This window comes from Haematobacter massiliensis, assembly GCF_000740795.1.
GTDB lineage: Bacteria > Pseudomonadota > Alphaproteobacteria > Rhodobacterales > Rhodobacteraceae > Haematobacter > Haematobacter massiliensis.
Map to the genome: position 1 here is coordinate 260,565 of NZ_JGYG01000001.1, position 17,550 is coordinate 278,114.

A 17,550-nucleotide genomic window follows, 5' to 3' on the forward strand; every position below is an offset into this window, starting at 1 on the left:
TAGGGAAAACGATGCGGGGCGCGCTATCCTCTCTTGCAGATCGCGGAGGCGCCATGTTCCAGCCCACCGAATTCTTCTCCGGCCTCTTGTCCACCCTGCTGGATCGCACGCAGAGTGCGGATGCGCGCATCGTGCGCCGCCCGATCCGGGAGCTTTGCGGTGCGCTGATGTCGAGCCGGGGCGAGGTCTCCGGGGTCCGGCTGGCACAGGAAGTGCTTGCCCGCTACCGCATCATGACGGAAACCGAGCGCCTCGACTTCTTCCGCTGGCTGACAGAGGACATGGATCTCGACACGACGGTGCTCGCCCAGGCTGTCGCGGCTTATGGGCGCGAACCGACGCCGGCCACACTCGCTGCCGTCACCCATGCTGCGGAACCACGGCGGCGGGAGCTTCTTCGCCGGATCAATCAGGCGCCCGATGCCACGAATGCGCTGGTGAAGATGCGGCTCGACCTGTTGACCCTGACACCCGCGGCGCCCGAGATCGCCCGCGCCGATCTGGACTTCGTCAAGCTCTTCGAGACGTGGTTCAACCGCGGTTTTCTTGTCCTCCGTCCGATCAACTGGCGCAGCCCGGCGAATGTGCTGGAAAAGATCATCGACTATGAGGCGGTTCATGCCATCCACGGCTGGGGCGACCTTCGCCGCAGGCTGGAACCGCCCGACCGGCGGTGCTTTGCCTTTTTCCATCCGGCGATGCCGGAGGAGCCGCTGATCTTCGTCGAAGTGGCGCTGGCGGCGGGCATCCCCGGTTCCATCCAGGCGCTTCTCTCCGCCGACCGCGCGCCGATCGATCCGGCTCAGGCCAATACTGCCGTCTTCTATTCCATTTCCAACTGCCAGCAGGGACTTCGCGGCATTTCCTTCGGCAACTCGCTCATCAAGCAGGTGGTGGAGGAGTTGAGCCACGAACTGCCGCATCTTCAGAATTTCGTAACCCTCTCTCCCATTCCCGGCCTGGCTCGCTGGCTGCGCGACCGGCCGGAAGCCGGGGCGGCTCTGGAGGCGGCGGAAGCGGCGGATCTGGCCGTTCTGGCGGAGTTGGGGGACGATCTCAGGCGCCTCGCCGCGGTCTATCTGCTGGAGGCACGGCGGGCCGACGGCTTGCCGCTCGATCCGGTCGCTCGCTTCCATCTCGGCAACGGAGCGCTGGTGCATGATGTGCATGCGCTGGCGGATACCGCCCGGAATGGTCTTGCTCAGTCCTGTGGGGTGATGGTCAACTATCTTTACGAACGCGACACGGTAGAGGAGAACCACGAAAGCTTTGCCTCTCGCCGCATCGTCGTGGCGTCCAAGTCGATGCGCGCCCTGCTGAAACCCAAGGCAAAGTCGCGGCGGCTCTGACGCTGTCAGCCGAACAATTCGTGGCAAAGCTCCAGCGCTTCCACAAGGGAATCGACTTCCGCCTCGGTGTTGTAAAGCCCAAAGGAGGCGCGACAGGTCGCCGTCAGCCCGAGATGGGACATCAACGGCTGGGCGCAATGATGGCCAGCCCTCACGGCGACTCCTTTCTTGTCGAGCACGGTGGAGATGTCGTGCGGATGAGCACCGCCCGACAGCGTAAACGAGAAGATCGCCCCCTTGTCAGGCGCATTTCCCTGCACCTGCAGCCAGTTCAGACCGGAGAGCCGCAGGCGCGCATAATCGCGCAAGGCCCGCTCATGCGCCGCAACATTCTCCATCCCGAGATCCATCAGGTAATCCAGCGCGACACCCAGTCCGATCTGCTGGACGATACCCGGTGTGCCGGCCTCAAACTTCATCGGAGGATCGGCATAGGTCACGGCATCCTGGGTCACGGTGCGGATCATATCCCCGCCGCCGAGGAAGGGCCGCATCTCCGCCATCCTCTCACGACGAATGAAGATCGCCCCGGAACCGCTTGGCCCATATAGCTTATGCCCGGTGATGGCGTAGAAATCACAGCCCATCGCAGTAACGTCCACCGGTCCGTGAACCGCCGCCTGCGATCCATCGACGAGCACCGGCACGCCCCTAGCGCGCGCGGCGGCACAGATGGCAGCCACATCCACACGCGTACCGAGAACGTTGGACATCTGCGACACGGCGACGAGACGTGTACGCGGACCTATCGCTTCGATGACTTTCTGAGGATCGAGCGAGCCATCTGCCTCAGGCGCAACCCACTTCAGCACCACCCCCTGACGCTCCCGCAGGAAGTGCCACGGGACGATATTGGCGTGATGCTCCATGACCGTCAGAACGATCTCATCGCCGGCTTCCAGCCGCGGAGCAGCCCAGCCGTAAGAGACGAGGTTGATCCCCTCCGTCGTCCCGGAGGTGAAGACGATCTCCTCCTCCGACGGGGCGTTCAGGAAGCGGGCGATCTTGCCCCGCACCGCCTCATAATGATCGGTGGCGAGGTTGGAGAGATAGTGCAGGCCCCGGTGAACATTGGCATATTCGTGAGAGTAGGCGCGGGTTACCGCATCGATCACCACCTGCGGCTTTTGGGCAGAGGCACCGTTATCGAGATAGACCAGCGGCTTGCCGTTCACCTCTCGCGAGAGGATGGGAAAGTCGCGGCGAATTTTTTCGACATCATACATGTCAGCCTCCTGCCGGGGGTGGCCCGGGCGGCATCGTGGCAAGACTGCCGAACAGCAAGGCAAGAACCGAAGCCACGCAGAACACGGCAAAGATCACGCCCATGAACACCCGCACGCGGCTTCTGAAGCCGTGCAGTTCCGTAACAAAGTTGGTCAGCAACCAGAAGAACAGGATAACGGCAGCGAAACCGGCAATCTCGCCCAAAACGGGAAGGGCAAAATAGAGGAGAAGCTGGACGCATTGCGCAATGACCATTACGCCCTGAAGAACGGAGACGCCAAGCAGCGTGTCGGCAAACCGTGCCGTTCCTCCGAAAGCCCGCCCGAACAGCTGAACCGCACCCACAACGATCAGCAGGAGCAGCGCCTGTATCGCGCCGGTGAAGAACGGGCTGAGGCTTGCCCCCATCAAGGCCGTACCGCCGACGAGCCATAGGAACAGATGCGAGAAAAGCGCGCTCGCCACCGCCACGATCAGGAAGATCTGCCAGCGCGATGACATCGGCAAATTGAGATCCAGAATACGGCGCAGGGCAGCGCGCGGTGTCAGGATCAGGTCACGAAGACTGAAGATAGCCATATGTCCTCACGGCATCGCCGGCTGCGGCCGCTCCGCTTCGGCAAGCGAGAGAAACCAGATCGTCAGAAAGACCGCAAGGACCACAATGCCTGTGGCGGTCGCCGCGGTGGACGGGCCTACCAGCCCGGCGACCAATCCATTGAGCAGGAAAAGCGGTGCCGCTGCCAGCAAAGACCAGAAAAGCGCTACCCGGGCCGAATGATAGCTGCCTCGCCCGCCCAGAAGACGTGCGACAAGATGAGACAGCCCCGCCAGCAGATAAAAGAACAGCGGCGCCAGAAACAGCCAGCCAAGCAGCGCCCCGCCCAGTCTTGCATCCAGCGGGATCGTCGGATCGAGATGCGCCTCCCGGGCCAGCCGGGGCCACTGCGCCACGAACATCACCAGACAGGCCGCCATCAGCACCGCAAGCGCCCTGTCCTCTCTCACCCCGTCCAACAGGCGACGGCGCACGACCGCGCCCGGCGTGCGATAGCTGCGCAGGATCTCGGTCGTGATCGCCATGGCCTCAGTGCCGATGACGAACGAGCCAGCCCTCAAGCCGGGTCAGGATGTCGCCCGCGATACCCTCATCCTCGATCTCTGCGACGGCATCGGCGAGGAAGGAAAGCACGAGCAGCGTCTGCGCCGTGTGGAGATCCACGCCGCGGGAGCGCAGGTAGAACAGCGCTTCCTCGTCGATCGCACCGGAGGTGGAGCCGTGGGAGCATTTCACATCGTCGGCGTAGATCTCAAGCTCTGGCTTCGTCAGGAACTGGCTGTCGCCATCGAGCAGGAGCGATTGGCTGATCTGATAGCCATCCGTCTTCTGCGCGCTCTGCTTGACCAGGATCTTGCCCTGGAAGACACCCGTGGCGCCGTTGCGAAGCACCTTCTTGAACACCTGACGGCTTTCACAGCCAACGCCGGCATGGGTGATGAACACCGTGTCGTCGTGGTGGAAATTCGCGCCATCGCCCACGGAAGCACCGGCGACATGCGCATTCGCACTGTGCCCGACGATATCCATGACCACTTCGTTGCGCGTCAGAACACCGTTCATGGCAAGCGTGAAGCTCTTGAACAGGCTCTCCTCGCCAATACGGGCGAAGACATGCGTATTCACGCGGCGGTCGTGATCGCGGCCCTGGATGCGCACGTGGTGAAAGCGGGCACCGTCAGCCACATCGACCTCCAGCACGCTGTTCAGACGCGCGCCGGCCGTACCGCTCTCCAGCAAGGTGAGGTCAGCGCCATCATCCATCTTTATGCAGTGGTGAAGCATTAGGTCTTTATCACCTGATTCATAACGATAAATCAGATGGACTGGTTTGGCGACCGCCCCCTTGACGCGGATCATGACACCCGCGTCAGCATAGGCCGTATTGAGGGTTGCGAGCGAGCGCTGCACAGGAACCTGACCCGCAGCCTCCAGCGCACCGTAAAGCTCCCGACCCCAGTGGATGTCGCGCGCCAGCGCATCGACAAGCTGCTCCACTTCGATCCCCGCCAGAGCGAGATCATCGGAGGCGGCACTATCGAAGACACCGTCGGTAAAGACGATCTTGACCCGGTCAATATCAGCGAAAGCCTCCTCCGCCGCGGAGGTCAGCGTGGCAGCGGGCGCTTCCGCCTGCGTCAGAGATGCGGGATCGGTGTATTTCCAGTATTCGTCGCGGCGGGTCGGAAGCCCCATGTCGCGCAGACGCTGAAGCGCCTTGGCGCGGGCACCCTCTCCCCAGCCGCTCCCCTCAGGCGCGGCGAGCGCGGCAAGCCGCGCCTCCGTCACTTCGATCTTGGCTTGCGGGATCGCCATCAGGCCGTCTCCCCCAGGATATCGGCGTAACCGTTGTTCTCGACTTCCAGAGCGAGCTCCGGCCCGCCGGTCTTCACGATCCGTCCGTTCGCCATGATATGCACCACGTCAGGTTTGATGTGATCCAGAAGCCGCTGGTAGTGGGTGATCACAAGGAAGGACCGCTCCGGCGAGCGCAAGGCATTCACGCCGTCGGCCACGAGCTTCATCGCATCGACGTCAAGACCGGAGTCCGTCTCATCGAGGATGCACATGCGCGGCTCCAGCATGGCCATCTGGAGAATTTCGTTACGTTTCTTTTCCCCGCCAGAGAAGCCGACATTGACCGGCCGCTTGAGCATGTCCGCGTCAATCTTCAGCGCCTTGGCCTTTTCGCGCACGACCTTGAGAAACTCGGTGGAGGACATCTCCTCCTCGCCCCGTGCCTTGCGCTGCGCGTTCACTGCGGTGCGCAGGAAGGTCATGTTGCCGACGCCGGGGATCTCCACCGGATACTGGAAAGCCAGGAAGAGGCCGGCGGCGGCCCGCTCCTCCGGGTCCATCTCAAGCAGTTCTTCACCATCCAGCGTCGCGGACCCTTCGGTCACCTCGTAGCCATCGCGGCCCGACAGGACATAGGACAGCGTGGATTTGCCCGAGCCGTTCGGACCCATGATTGCGTGCACCTTGCCGGCCTCAACAGTCAGGTCGACACCCTTGAGGATTTGCTTGTCCTCTTCCTCAAGTTTGACATGCAGGTTTTTGATCTGAAGCATCTTTTTCTCCGTCGGGCGGGGCCCGGACTAGTGTTTGCGGGATCGCCGCCCGGCGATCCAGAAATTTCCGAAAAGCTGCAGGAGCATGTTCCACGCGGACAGGACCGCAACGTTCATGCCAGCGGCGGCACGCGCGATCACGATCAGCGCGAGCATCGGCAGCATGAGGATCGCCGAGGACAGGATTGCGGGCAGCGGAGCATTCCAGCCGCGCATGATGTTCTCGGCAAACGCCATGATCAGCCCACCGAGCCTTCGAGGCTGATCGCCACGAGCTGCTGCGCTTCCATCGCGAATTCCATCGGCAGCGCCTGAAGCACCTCCCGGCAGAAACCGTTCACCACGAGCGCCACGGCCTCCTCCTCGTCCATGCCGCGCTGGCGGCAATAGAAGAGCTGATCGTCATCGACCTTGGAGGTGGTGGCCTCATGCTCGGTGCGGCTCGAATTGTTGCGGATCTCGATATAGGGCACCGTATGCGCGCCGCACTGATCGCCGATCAGCAGGCTGTCGCACTGTGTGTAGTTCCGGCTGTTCTGCGCCCGCGGATGCATGGAGACGAGGCCACGATAGGTGTTCTGCGCCCGTCCCGCCGAGATGCCCTTGGACACGATCCGGGACTTGGTGTTCCGGCCGAGGTGGATCATCTTGGTGCCGGTATCGGCCTGCTGCATGTTGTTGGCGATGGCAATCGAATAGAACTCGCCCTGGCTGTCATCGCCCCGCAGGATACAGGACGGGTATTTCCAGGTGATCGCCGAACCGGTCTCCACTTGCGTCCACATGACCTTCGACCGCGCGCCGCGGCAATCCGCGCGCTTGGTGACGAAGTTGTAGATGCCGCCCCGGCCCTCCTCGTCGCCCGGATACCAGTTCTGGACGGTCGAGTATTTTACTTCCGCATCGTCGAGCAGAACGATTTCCACGACGGCGGCGTGAAGCTGATGCGTCTCGCGCTTCGGCGCCGTGCAGCCTTCGAGGTAGCTGACATAGGCGCCCTTGTCGGCGATGATGAGCGTGCGTTCGAACTGCCCCGTGTTCTCCGCGTTGATGCGGAAATAGGTGGACAGTTCCATCGGGCAGCGCACGCCAGGCGGCACATAGACGAACGACCCGTCGGAGAATACGGCCGAATTCAGCGTGGCGAAGAAGTTGTCGGACTGCGGCACGACGCTCCCGAGGTATTTCTTCACCAGTTCGGGATGTTCGCGGATCGCCTCCGAGATGGAGCAGAAGATCACGCCGGCCTTGGCCAGCTCTTCCTTGAAGGTCGTGCCGACGGAGACGCTGTCGAACACCGCGTCCACGGCGACCTTGCGGCCCTCCGCAGGTGCCGCATCCGCGCCCTCGACGCCCGCGAGGATCATCTGTTCCTTCAGCGGAATGCCGAGCTTCGCATAGGTGGCCAGCAGCGCCGGATCGACGTCGTCAAGCGACTTCGGCTTTTCCGACATGCTCTTCGGCTTGGCGTAATAATACTGGTCCTGATAGGCGATCTCCGGGTAGTGGAGCATGGCCCAGCGAGGCTCTTCCATCTTCACCCAGCGGCGATAGGCTGCCAGACGCCAGTCCAGCATCCACTCCGGCTCGCCGTTCTTTTCCGAGATCAGGCGCACGATGTCCTCGTTCAGACCCTTCGGCGCGTATTCGGTCTCGATCTCGGTTTCCCAGCCGTATTTGTACTTGCCGGCCATAGCCTGAACGGTTTCGACCGTCTCGCGGTCGACGCCGTCACGGACCTCGGTCACCGCATCTGCTGCGGCGAGTTCCATCCGTTCAGCTTCGCTCATCTCGCGTGCTGCCATCTTCCTCATCCTTCCGCCAGCGGTTGCCGGCCATTCAAGCGACCCGCAGCCGCGCCTTCGCGCGCCGCGAGAGCCACGCTTCGGCGAAGCGCGACAAATCCTCTTCCTGCGTTTCGGGCCCGATCGAGACCCGTATCGCAGATGCGGCCGCGATGTCATCAAAGCCCATCGCGCGGAGCGTCCTGCTTGCCCTGACCTTGCCGCTGGAGCAGGCAGAGCCGGCCGAAACCGCGAAACCGGCCAGATCGAGCTGCATCACCTGCGTCTCGCCCTTCCAGCCGGGCGTCACGATGCAGGACGTATTGGGCAGCCTGGGACCGTCTTTCCCGACAAAAATAGTCTCTTCGGCGACGGATGCCAAGTTTAGTTCTAGACTATTTCTAAGTTCCTTGACGCGATCCCAGACACCTTCCGACAGATCCCGTGCCGCCGCTTCTGCGGCCGCTCCGAATCCGGCAATGCCGATGATGTTCTCCGTTCCAGACCGGCGGCCCATCTCCTGCCCGCCGCCGCGTATCTGACCGGCAAGGTCAAGCCCGCGCCGCAGAACCACGGCACCGATCCCCTTGGGACCGCCGAGCTTGTGCGCCGAAACCAGCCCCATGTCCAGTCCGAGCCAGTTGAAGGCGAAGGGCACCTTGCCGAACCCCTGTGTGAGATCGGAAACCGCCAACCCGTCCGGCAGCGTCTGCAGGACGCCCGTCTCGCTGTTGGCAAGCTGCAGCGTGGAATGCGCGGGGTCCGTGACGCTGACCCGCCCGTCGCGACTGGTCGCCAGAACGGGTCTGATCCAGGCGCCGACGGCGTCATGTTCGATTTCCGCGCCCGCGAAGTCACGTCCCGCGAGGGTGAGTGCCGCTGCCTCCGTCGCCCCTGACGTAAAGACGATATCCGCCCCGTCCGCTCCGAGCGCCGTGGCGACCTGGGCGCGGGCTTTCTCGATGATGGCCTTGGCCGCGCGCCCCTCGGCATGGACCGAGGACGGGTTGCCCACAGCGTCCATCGCCGCGATCATCGCTTCTCGTGCCTCGGGCCGCAGGGGAGCCGTGGCATTCCAGTCCAGATAGACCCGCGCCATCTTGCCGTTCACTTCACCGCCGCCGGTACGGCGCTCAACTGTGCGGAAGGTTCTTCGTCATCCACGATGCGGAAGATAGACGGAACCGCAGGACAGGGGCGCAACTGATTGCCAATCACCTCCGACAGGCGCGTCTGATGCAGGAAGACGTAGACATGCGCGGACAGGCCCTCCCAGAGTCGGTTCGTCAGCGACTGCGCCCGCGTCCCGGAGACGCCGCCCGTCGCCCCTGCCCCGGTATGCATGGCGCTCACCGTTTCATCGACAGCCTCCAGAATATCGGAAACCCGGATGTCAGACGCGGGGCGCGCCAGCCGGTAGCCGCCGCCCGGCCCCCGCACGGATTCAACGAGCTTCGCGCGGCGCAGCTTGACGAAAAGCTGCTCCAGATAAGGCAACGACAGATCCTGCCGACGGGCGATCTCGGCCAGCGAAACCATCCCGTCGCCCTCCGCCATCGCCAGATCGGCAAGCGCCACCATTGCATAGCGCCCCTTGGTCGAGAGCTTCATGATACCCCCAAAGCATTGACGCGGGCTGGAAGGCTGCTTAATTGCCATCCGTCCATGGGCGTCCTGGAAACTTGGAATTATTCTAAGTGCTGCAGGCCCCGCGGTCAAGTTCGCCCCCGTCCGCCGGACGGCCGGTCATAGTGAAGCGAGGATACAGGCGGCAGGATGCCCGAAGTCATTTTCCAGGGGCCGGACGGCCGGCTCGAAGGTCGCTATCATCCCCAAAAAGAGCGTGACGCACCGATCGCCATCGTCCTGCACCCGCACCCGCAGTTCGGCGGGACGATGAACAATCGCGTCGTCTACAATCTGCATTACGCCTTTTACAACATGGGCTTCACGGTGCTGCGGTTCAATTTCCGCGGTGTCGGGCGCAGTCAGGGCGAATACGATCAGGGCATCGGCGAGTTGTCGGACGCGGCGTCCGCGCTCGACTATCTCCAGTCCATGAATCAGAACTCCAAGCACTGCTGGGTGGCAGGTTTCTCCTTCGGTGCGTGGATCGGCATGCAGCTCCTCATGCGGCGGCCCGAGATCACGGGATTCGTTTCGGTGGCGCCGCAGGCGAACCTTTATGATTTCTCCTTCCTCGCGCCCTGCCCATCCTCCGGCCTCATCATCAACGGCGGCGCGGATCGTGTGGCTCCGCCGAAGGATACGTCCACGCTGGTGGGCAAACTGCGTGAGCAGAAGGGCATCACGATCACTCATGAGCAGGTCGACGGCGCCGGGCACTTCTTCGAAGACCCGCATATGGAGCCGATGATCGACACGGTTACCGGCTATGTGAAGCGCCGGCTGACCGAGACGACACGCTGATGTCTGACGGCCGCCTCACCGGCGGCCGTTCATCTGCCGGTTGCGATGGAGTCACAGTCAATGTCCGACAGCGCTGATACCCTCTCCGATCTCGCGCCTTCTGACCTGGACAGGCAGCTGGCCTTCCTTCGGGAGGCTGACCGGCTGAAGACCGTGCTCCGGGCAAGCCGCCTGACCGATGATTCCCGGCGGGAGAACTCCGGCGAGCATTCCTGGCACGTGGCGCTCTACGCCCTTGTCCTCGCCGATCAGGCGGCCCCGGATGTGAGCATAGATCGCGTCATCCGCATGTTGCTGATCCATGATCTCGTAGAGATCGACGTGGGCGATACCCCGATCCATGGCACTTTCGATGCGGCGGATATCGCCGCGCGCGAACAGCGTGCCGCCGACCGGATTTTCGGCCTCCTGCCTTCGGAACTGGCTTCCAGCTTCCGCGCGCTCTGGGACGAATTCGAGGCTGCTTGCACGCCTGACGCCATATTCGCCAAAGCCATAGACCGTGTTCAACCGGTCATGCACAACATCGCCCTTGGCGGCGGCACATGGCAGGAGTTCGGCGTCACGGAGGAGTTGCTCGAGCGCCGCGTGGGCAGCAAGATCGCGCGCGGAGCGCCCGATCTCTGGCATCATGTGAGGGCGCTCACCGAGGGCTACCTTCCCGCAGGTCGTGCGGCCAAATAACGCAGAACACTGCGACTGCCCCTCATGATATGTCTCCATCCGGCCGCGGACGGCTCGCATATTGCGCGCCGGAGCGGCTCCGCGCCACATGCTGTTGACGCGAGCCTTTCAGGGCATTTCGCGTCGTATGCCGTTGGATACCGCCCTTTCCCCCAAGGCACATTTGCGCTAGAGGCATGCTGACGATTCCGGCAAAGGAGCTTCTGCCCGTGTCCAAGATCAAGGTAGCCAATCCCGTCGTCGAACTCGACGGCGATGAGATGACCCGCATCATCTGGGAATTCATCAAGAAGAAGCTCATACTGCCCTATCTCGACGTCGACCTGAAATACTACGATCTGGGCATCGAGGAGCGTGACCGCACCAACGACCAGATCACCATCGATGCGGCCAACGCGATCAAGCAGTATGGCGTCGGTGTGAAATGCGCCACGATCACTCCCGATGAGGCGCGGGTTGAAGAATTCGGCCTCAAGCAGATGTGGCGGTCGCCTAACGGCACGATCCGCAACATTCTGGGCGGCGTGATCTTCCGTCAGCCGATCATCTGCAAGAACGTACCCCGTCTTGTCCCCGGCTGGACCCAGCCCATCGTGGTCGGGCGTCACGCCTATGGCGATCAGTATCGCGCCACCGACTTCCGCTTCCCCGGCAAGGGCAAGCTCACGCTCAAGTTCGTGGGCGAGGATGGCACCACCATCGAGCGGGACGTCTTCGATGCCCCCGGCTCCGGCGTGACGATGGCAATGTACAACCTCGATGACTCGATCATCGACTTTGCCCGCGCCTCCATGAACTATGGCCTGAACCTGGGCTGGCCGGTCTACCTGTCGACGAAGAACACGATCCTCAAGGCCTATGACGGCCGCTTCAAGGATCTGTTCCAGAAGGTCTATGAGGAAGAGTTCGAAGAGGCCTTCAAGAAGAAGGGCATCACCTACGAACATCGCCTGATCGACGATATGGTCGCCTCCGCGCTGAAATGGTCCGGCGGCTATGTCTGGGCCTGCAAGAACTACGACGGCGACGTACAGTCCGATACCGTGGCGCAGGGCTTCGGTTCGCTGGGTCTCATGACCTCCGTTCTGATGACGCCCGATGGCAAGACCGTCGAAGCGGAAGCCGCCCACGGTACCGTGACCCGGCACTATCGCCAGCATCAGGCGGGCAAGGAAACCTCCACCAACTCCATCGCCTCGATCTACGCCTGGACCGGCGGCCTCAAGCACCGCGCCAAGCTCGACAACAACCAGGCGCTGCTGTCGTTTGCCGAAACGCTGGAGAAGGTGACGGTGCAGGCGGTTGAGGACGGCTACATGACCAAGGACCTCGCCCTGCTCGTCGGACCGGATCAGAAGTGGCTCACGACGATGGGCTACCTTGAGAAGGTTGACGAATATCTGAACCGGGCCCTGGCCTGACATCAATACCGGCTGACGGACCCTTCCGTCAGCCGGACCCGCGGCACCGCAAAGCGTGCCGCCTCACCGGCGCAAAACGGCCGGACATCCTTTCCGATCTGTGCATGCTGGCAGCTGAAATCCGCTTGACCGGCCTCACTGGCGCGTCACCATGGCGCGGGGAAAGAATTCGAACCTCAGGGAGAAGACATGAAACCATTCAGCACACGCCTTCTGGCGGCTTCAGCTTTCGCGCTGATGTCGGCAGGCGCACTTCAGGCACAGACCCTGGTCTACTGCTCGGAAGGCTCGCCCGAAGGCTTTGACCCCGCGCCCTATACCTCCGGCACGACTTTCGACGCCAGCGCGCATCCGGTCTACAACCGTCTTGTCCAGTTCAAGCCGGGCACCACGCAAGTGCAGCCCGCGCTCGCGGAGAGCTGGGAGGTTTCAGATGATGGGCTGGAGTATACGTTCCATCTGCGCTCCGGTGTGAAATTCCACACCACGCAGACCTTTACGCCCAGCCGTGAACTCACCGCCGAGGACGTGATCTTCTCCTTCGAGCGGCAGGGCAAGGCGGACAACCCGTTCCACAACTATGTGTCGGGCCTTAGCTACGAATATTACTCGTCGATGGAGATGGACAGTCTCATCAAGGAGATCCGGAAGGTAGACGACCATACGGTCAAATTCGTGCTGAACAGGCCCGAAGCGCCGTTTATCGCGAACCTTGCCATGCCCTTTGCCTCCATCGCATCCAAGGAATATGCTGACACCCTGATGGCGGCCGGCCACCCGGAAGACTTCAACAACATTCCCGTCGGCACCGGCCCGTTCAAGTTCGTCGCCTATCAGAAGGATGCCGTGATCCGCTACCAGCGGAACGAGGATTACTGGGGGGACGCGGCGAAGGTCGAGAACCTGATCTTCGCGATCACTCCCGATGCCGCCGTCCGGCTTCAGAAGCTGAAGGCCGGTGAGTGCCATATCATGCCCTACCCCGCACCGGCGGATATTCAGGGCATCAAGGCGGATTCGAACCTCACCATGATGGAGGCTCCCGGGCTCAACGTCGGTTATCTCGCCTACAACACCCAGCAGGCGCCGTTCGACAATGCGAACGTCCGCAAGGCGCTGAACATGGCGATGAACAAGCAGGCAATCATCGACGCCGTGTTCCAGGGCTCCGGCGTCGTGGCCAAGAACCCGATCCCGCCGACCATGTGGTCCTACAACGACGCAATCGAGGATGATCCCTACGACCCCGAAGCGGCGAAGAAGCTGCTGGATGAGGCCGGCGTCAAGAACCTGTCCATGAAGATCTGGGCGATGCCGGTACAACGTCCCTACATGCCCAACGCGCGGCGGACGGCAGAGCTGATCCAATCGGACTTCGACAAGGTCGGCGTCAAGGTGGAGATCGTCTCCTACGAATGGGGCGAGTATCTGAAGAAGTCGATGGAGGAAGGCCGCGATGGCGCCGTCATCCTCGGCTGGACCGGTGACAACGGCGACCCGGACAACTTCCTCAGCGTGCTGCTGTCCTGCGCCTCCGCTGACTCGGGCGGCGCCAACCGCGCCTTCTGGTGCAACGAGGAATTTTCCGACCTGCTAGCCAAGGCCAAGGCGGCCTCTGACCTGGCCGAGCGGACCAAGCTCTATGAGCAAGCTCAGGTGATCTTCAAGGATCAGGCTCCTTGGGCGACGCTCGACCACTCGACCGTCTTCATGCCGATGTCGAACAAGGTCAAAGGCTACGTGATGAGCGCCCTTGGCGATCACACTTTCGACGGCGTCGAACTGGCCGAGTAATCGGCGGACTGATGTCTGAAAGGCCGGTGCGGCAGGCGTCGCACCGGCTCCCTATTTTCTCTCGGAAGAAGCGCGGAACATGATCCGGTTCATCCTTGGCAAGCTCCTCTACCTGATCCCGACCTTTCTCGGCATCACGATCGTGGCTTTTGGTTTCGTCCGCATCCTGCCGGGCGATCCGGTGCTGCTGATGGCGGGGGAGCGCGGTATCTCGCCAGAGCGCTACGCTCAACTTTCGCACCAACTCGGCTATGATAAGCCGATGTGGCAACAGTATCTGGATTTCCTGTGGCGGCTGCTGCGCGGCGATTTCGGCAATTCCATCGTCACGAAGAAACCCGTTCTGACGGAGTTTCTGGCGCTCTTTCCCGCGACGATTGAGCTGGGCCTCTGCGCCATCCTGATCGCAACCCTGGTGGGCGTCCCGGTGGGCGTGCTTGCGGCGATCAAGCGGGGCTCCTGGTTCGACCAGCTCTCCATGACGACGGCGCTTATCGGGTTCTCCATGCCGATCTTCTGGTGGGGGCTGCTGCTCATCATCCTGTTCTCCGGCATTCTCGGCTGGACGCCGGTTTCCGGCCGCATCTCGCTGATGTACTTCTTTCCGCAGGTGACGGGCTTCATGCTGATCGACAGCCTGCTCTCGGGCCAGAAGGGTGCCTTCGCCTCCGCCGTCTCTCACCTGATCCTGCCCTCCGTCGTGCTGGCGACAATCCCGCTTGCGGTGATCGCGCGTCAGACCCGCTCCGCCATGCTGGAGGTGATGGGCGAGGATTACGTGCGCACCGCCAAGGCCAAGGGGCTGTCGGAGGGGCGGGTCGTGGGTGTACACGCGCTGCGCAATGCGATGATCCCGGTCATCACGACCATCGGTCTGCAGATCGGCGTTCTGCTGGCCGGCGCGATCCTGACGGAGACGATCTTCTCCTGGCCCGGGATCGGCAAGTGGATGATCGATTCCATCTCTCGTCGGGACTATCCCGTGGTGCAGAGCGGCCTGCTCCTCATCGCTGCCGTGGTCATGATCGTGAACCTGATCGTGGACCTGACCTACGGCCTCATCAATCCCCGTATCCGGCATCAGTGAGGCACGCATGACCGATACCTCCTCCGCCGCTCCGGCAAAGCTCTCAGACGCCGCCATCCGGCGACGCATGTTCGCGGACTTCTGGTTCTACTTCAAAGAGAACCGGGGGGCTGTCGTCGGGCTGGTGATCTTCGTCCTGCTCGTTCTGGTGGCGATATTCGCACCGCTCATCGCCCCGCACGATCCGGCGATGCAGTATCGCGACTCCCTCCTCGTTCCCCCGATCTGGCAGGAGGGCGGTAAATCCGGTTTCCTTCTGGGGACGGATGCAGTCGGCCGGGACATTCTGTCCCGCCTGATCTATGGGGCGCAGTATTCGCTGTTCATCGGCATCGTCGTTGTGGCTGTCGCCCTGATCGGCGGTATCTTCATCGGTCTGGTGGCCGGATACTTCGGCGGTTGGGTGGATACGGTCATCATGCGCGTGATGGACGTGATCCTGGCGTTCCCCTCTCTCTTGCTGGCACTCGTGCTGGTGGCGGTGCTGGGACCGGGGCTGGTCAACGCGATGATCGCCATCGCCATCGTCTATCAGCCGCATTTCGCCCGCCTCACCCGTGCGGCCGTCATGGGAGAGAAGCGGCGCGAATATGTCACTGCCGCCCGCGTGGCAGGCGCGGGCAACCTCCGGCTGATGTTCAAGACGATCCTGCCCAACTGCCTCGCGCCCCTGATCGTGCAGGGCACGCTCTCCTTCTCCTCCGCGGTGCTGGATGCGGCGGCGCTCGGCTTCCTCGGCATGGGGGCGCAGCCGCCAACCCCGGAATGGGGGACGATGCTCGCCGAAGCGCGGGAGTTCATCCTCCGGGCCTGGTGGGTCGTGACCTTCCCCGGTCTTGCCATCCTCATCACCGTGCTTGCGATCAACGTCATGGGCGACGGGCTGCGCGATGCGCTGGATCCCAAGCTGAAGAGGAGTTGAGATGCCGCTTCTCGAAATCAAGAACCTCACCGTGCGCTTTCCCACCGCGACGGGCCTCTTCACCGCTGTGGACGGGGTCGATGTGTCGGTGGATGTGGGAGAGGTGTTGGCCATCGTCGGCGAGTCCGGCTCCGGCAAATCGGTCTCGATGCTGGCCGTCATGGGCCTTCTCCCCGAAAGCGCGCAGGTAACCGCCGATGTCATGCGCTTCGACGGACAGGACATGCTGACAATGACGCCGAAGGAGCGGCGCAGGATCATCGGGCGGGAAATCACGATGATCTTCCAGGAACCGATCGCCTCGCTCAATCCCTCCTTTACCGCCGGCTTTCAGATCGAGGAGGTGTTGCGGCTAAACCTCGGCCTGTCGCGCTCCGCTGCGCGGGCACGTGCGCTCGACCTCTTCCGGGCCGTGGGCCTGCCGGACCCGGAAGGCAAGCTGAAAGCCTACCCACACCAGATGTCCGGCGGGCAATGCCAGCGGGTGATGATCGCCATCGCCATCGCCTGCAACCCGCGCCTGCTCATCGCGGACGAACCCACGACAGCCCTGGATGTGACGATCCAGAAGCAGATCCTCGATTTGCTCATGGAACTGCAGGAGCAATACGGCATGGCGCTCATCATGATCACGCATGACATGGGCGTGGTGGCCGAAACCGCGGATCGGGTGATCGTGCAATACAAGGGCAGAAAGATCGAGGAGGCCGATGTACTGACCCTCTTTGAAGCGCCGAAGACCCCCTATACGCGCGCCCTCCTCTCCGCCCTGCCGGAGAACGCGACGGGTGACCGGCTGCCCACGGTGGCCGATTTCATGGCCGGGGAGGCAAACTGATGATCGTTGTCGAAGGCCGCGGAATCACGCAGGACTATGACCTTCCGGGCGGGCTGTTTTCCAAAGGGGGAACTTTCCGCGCGGTGAATGGCGTAGATTTTGCCGTGGAAAAGGGAAAGACACTGGCTATCGTCGGAGAATCCGGCTCTGGCAAGTCCACGCTTGCCCGGATCATCGCGCTCATCGATCCACAATCGGGCGGCGATCTGAAGATCACTGGCGAGAGCGTGAACATCGGCAAGACCCGCCTGACGCATGAGATGCGCTCGAAAGTGCAGATGGTGTTCCAGAACCCCTACGGCTCTCTCAATCCGCGCCAGAAAATTGGTGATGTGCTGACAGAGCCTTTGCTGCTCAACACCTCCATACCTGCTGCTGAACGGCGGGTTCTGGCGGAACAGATGCTGGCAAAGGTCGGCTTGGCGCCCGAGCATTACAACCGCTACCCGCATATGTTTTCTGGCGGACAACGCCAGCGGATCGCCATCGCAAGAGCGCTCATGCTGAAACCCTCGCTCCTGGTGCTGGACGAGCCGGTTTCCGCACTCGATCTCTCCGTCCAGGCGCAGGTTCTGAACCTGCTCGCCGACCTGCAGGAGGAGTTTGAGCTGACCTATGTCTTCATCAGCCACGACCTCTCTGTGGTGAACTACATCGCCGATGAAGTGATGGTTCTCTACAAGGGTGAGGCGGTGGAACAGGCAAGCCGGGATGAAATCTTCGCCGATCCCAAACACGCCTACACGAAGGAGCTTTTTGCCGCCACGCCGATCACTGATCTGAACGCGATCCGCGCGCGTGTTGCCCGTCGTGCAAGCGGTCGCGCCGCGCGGGTAGCGGCGGCGAGGGATCGAAAGGCCACGCACGCATAGTGTTATAAATTCA

At 62.4% G+C, this 17,550-nt stretch carries 18 protein-coding genes; 9 read left to right on the forward strand and 9 right to left on the reverse strand.

Annotated elements, in window-relative coordinates:
• Positions 1 to 53 precede the first annotated feature (53 nt).
• Positions 54 to 1,349 (forward strand): malonyl-CoA decarboxylase domain-containing protein, encoded by a 1,296-nt coding sequence (locus tag CN97_RS01285; RefSeq protein WP_035705949.1) that lies wholly within the window; start codon positions 54 to 56, stop codon positions 1,347 to 1,349.
• Between the two features lie 5 nt (positions 1,350 to 1,354).
• On the opposite strand, the gene CN97_RS01290 is transcribed toward CN97_RS01285, so the two are convergent.
• The 9 genes from CN97_RS01290 to iscR form a co-directional block, all read right to left on the reverse strand.
• Positions 1,355 to 2,575: a cysteine desulfurase gene (locus tag CN97_RS01290; protein WP_035705951.1), complete on the reverse strand. Its 1,221-nt coding sequence runs from the start codon at positions 2,573 to 2,575 to the stop codon at positions 1,355 to 1,357.
• A gap of 1 nt (position 2,576) precedes the next feature.
• Positions 2,577 to 3,155 (reverse strand): YIP1 family protein, encoded by a 579-nt coding sequence (locus tag CN97_RS01295; protein ID WP_035705953.1) that lies wholly within the window; start codon positions 3,153 to 3,155, stop codon positions 2,577 to 2,579.
• A 6-nt stretch (positions 3,156 to 3,161) separates the two neighbouring features.
• The gene (locus CN97_RS01300) at positions 3,162 to 3,659 is read right to left on the reverse strand and encodes a YIP1 family protein (protein WP_035705955.1); all 498 of its coding nucleotides are present in this window, start codon (positions 3,657 to 3,659) and stop codon (positions 3,162 to 3,164) included.
• Positions 3,660 to 3,663: 4 nt separating this feature from the next.
• Positions 3,664 to 4,950, reverse strand: coding sequence for a SufB/SufD family protein (locus CN97_RS01305; RefSeq protein ID WP_035705957.1), 1,287 nt, complete (start codon positions 4,948 to 4,950; stop codon positions 3,664 to 3,666).
• Entirely contained in the window at positions 4,950 to 5,705 is a 756-nt protein-coding gene (gene sufC / locus CN97_RS01310) for a Fe-S cluster assembly ATPase SufC (RefSeq protein ID WP_035705959.1), read from the reverse strand. The genes CN97_RS01305 and sufC overlap by 1 nt, the downstream gene beginning before the upstream one ends.
• Before the next feature lie 27 nt (positions 5,706 to 5,732).
• The gene (locus tag CN97_RS01315) at positions 5,733 to 5,942 is read right to left on the reverse strand and encodes a hypothetical protein (RefSeq protein WP_035705960.1); all 210 of its coding nucleotides are present in this window, start codon (positions 5,940 to 5,942) and stop codon (positions 5,733 to 5,735) included.
• Positions 5,943 to 5,944: 2 nt separating this feature from the next.
• The gene (gene sufB / locus CN97_RS01320; protein ID WP_035706882.1) at positions 5,945 to 7,477 is read right to left on the reverse strand and encodes a Fe-S cluster assembly protein SufB; all 1,533 of its coding nucleotides are present in this window, start codon (positions 7,475 to 7,477) and stop codon (positions 5,945 to 5,947) included.
• A 67-nt stretch (positions 7,478 to 7,544) separates the two neighbouring features.
• The gene (locus CN97_RS01325) at positions 7,545 to 8,588 is read right to left on the reverse strand and encodes a cysteine desulfurase family protein (protein ID WP_035705962.1); all 1,044 of its coding nucleotides are present in this window, start codon (positions 8,586 to 8,588) and stop codon (positions 7,545 to 7,547) included.
• Positions 8,589 to 8,596: 8 nt separating this feature from the next.
• On the reverse strand, positions 8,597 to 9,100 hold the full coding sequence (gene iscR / locus CN97_RS01330) for a Fe-S cluster assembly transcriptional regulator IscR (RefSeq protein ID WP_051910880.1): 504 nt from the start codon (positions 9,098 to 9,100) through the stop codon (positions 8,597 to 8,599).
• Positions 9,101 to 9,265: 165 nt separating this feature from the next.
• Between iscR and CN97_RS01335 the strand changes: the two genes are divergently transcribed.
• The 8 genes from CN97_RS01335 to CN97_RS01370 all read left to right on the forward strand — a co-directional run bounded on the left by CN97_RS01335 (position 9,266) and on the right by CN97_RS01370 (position 17,537).
• On the forward strand, positions 9,266 to 9,919 hold the full coding sequence (locus CN97_RS01335) for an alpha/beta hydrolase (RefSeq protein ID WP_035705964.1): 654 nt from the start codon (positions 9,266 to 9,268) through the stop codon (positions 9,917 to 9,919).
• 60 nt (positions 9,920 to 9,979) lie between these two features.
• Positions 9,980 to 10,603 (forward strand): HD domain-containing protein, encoded by a 624-nt coding sequence (locus tag CN97_RS01340; RefSeq protein WP_051910881.1) that lies wholly within the window; start codon positions 9,980 to 9,982, stop codon positions 10,601 to 10,603.
• A gap of 209 nt (positions 10,604 to 10,812) precedes the next feature.
• Positions 10,813 to 12,024, forward strand: coding sequence for an NADP-dependent isocitrate dehydrogenase (locus CN97_RS01345; protein ID WP_035706890.1), 1,212 nt, complete (start codon positions 10,813 to 10,815; stop codon positions 12,022 to 12,024).
• 189 nt (positions 12,025 to 12,213) lie between these two features.
• The gene (locus tag CN97_RS01350; protein WP_035705966.1) at positions 12,214 to 13,818 is read left to right on the forward strand and encodes an ABC transporter substrate-binding protein; all 1,605 of its coding nucleotides are present in this window, start codon (positions 12,214 to 12,216) and stop codon (positions 13,816 to 13,818) included.
• 79 nt (positions 13,819 to 13,897) lie between these two features.
• Positions 13,898 to 14,905: an ABC transporter permease subunit gene (locus CN97_RS01355; RefSeq protein ID WP_035705968.1), complete on the forward strand. Its 1,008-nt coding sequence runs from the start codon at positions 13,898 to 13,900 to the stop codon at positions 14,903 to 14,905.
• Positions 14,906 to 14,912: 7 nt separating this feature from the next.
• Positions 14,913 to 15,827, forward strand: coding sequence for an ABC transporter permease subunit (locus CN97_RS01360; protein WP_035705970.1), 915 nt, complete (start codon positions 14,913 to 14,915; stop codon positions 15,825 to 15,827).
• Between the two features lies 1 nt (position 15,828).
• Positions 15,829 to 16,665, forward strand: a complete 837-nt coding sequence (locus CN97_RS01365) for an ABC transporter ATP-binding protein (protein ID WP_051910882.1) — start codon at positions 15,829 to 15,831, stop codon at positions 16,663 to 16,665.
• Entirely contained in the window at positions 16,665 to 17,537 is an 873-nt protein-coding gene (locus CN97_RS01370) for an ATP-binding cassette domain-containing protein (RefSeq protein WP_051910883.1), read from the forward strand. The genes CN97_RS01365 and CN97_RS01370 overlap by 1 nt, the downstream gene beginning before the upstream one ends.
• Positions 17,538 to 17,550: the final 13 nt, after the last annotated feature.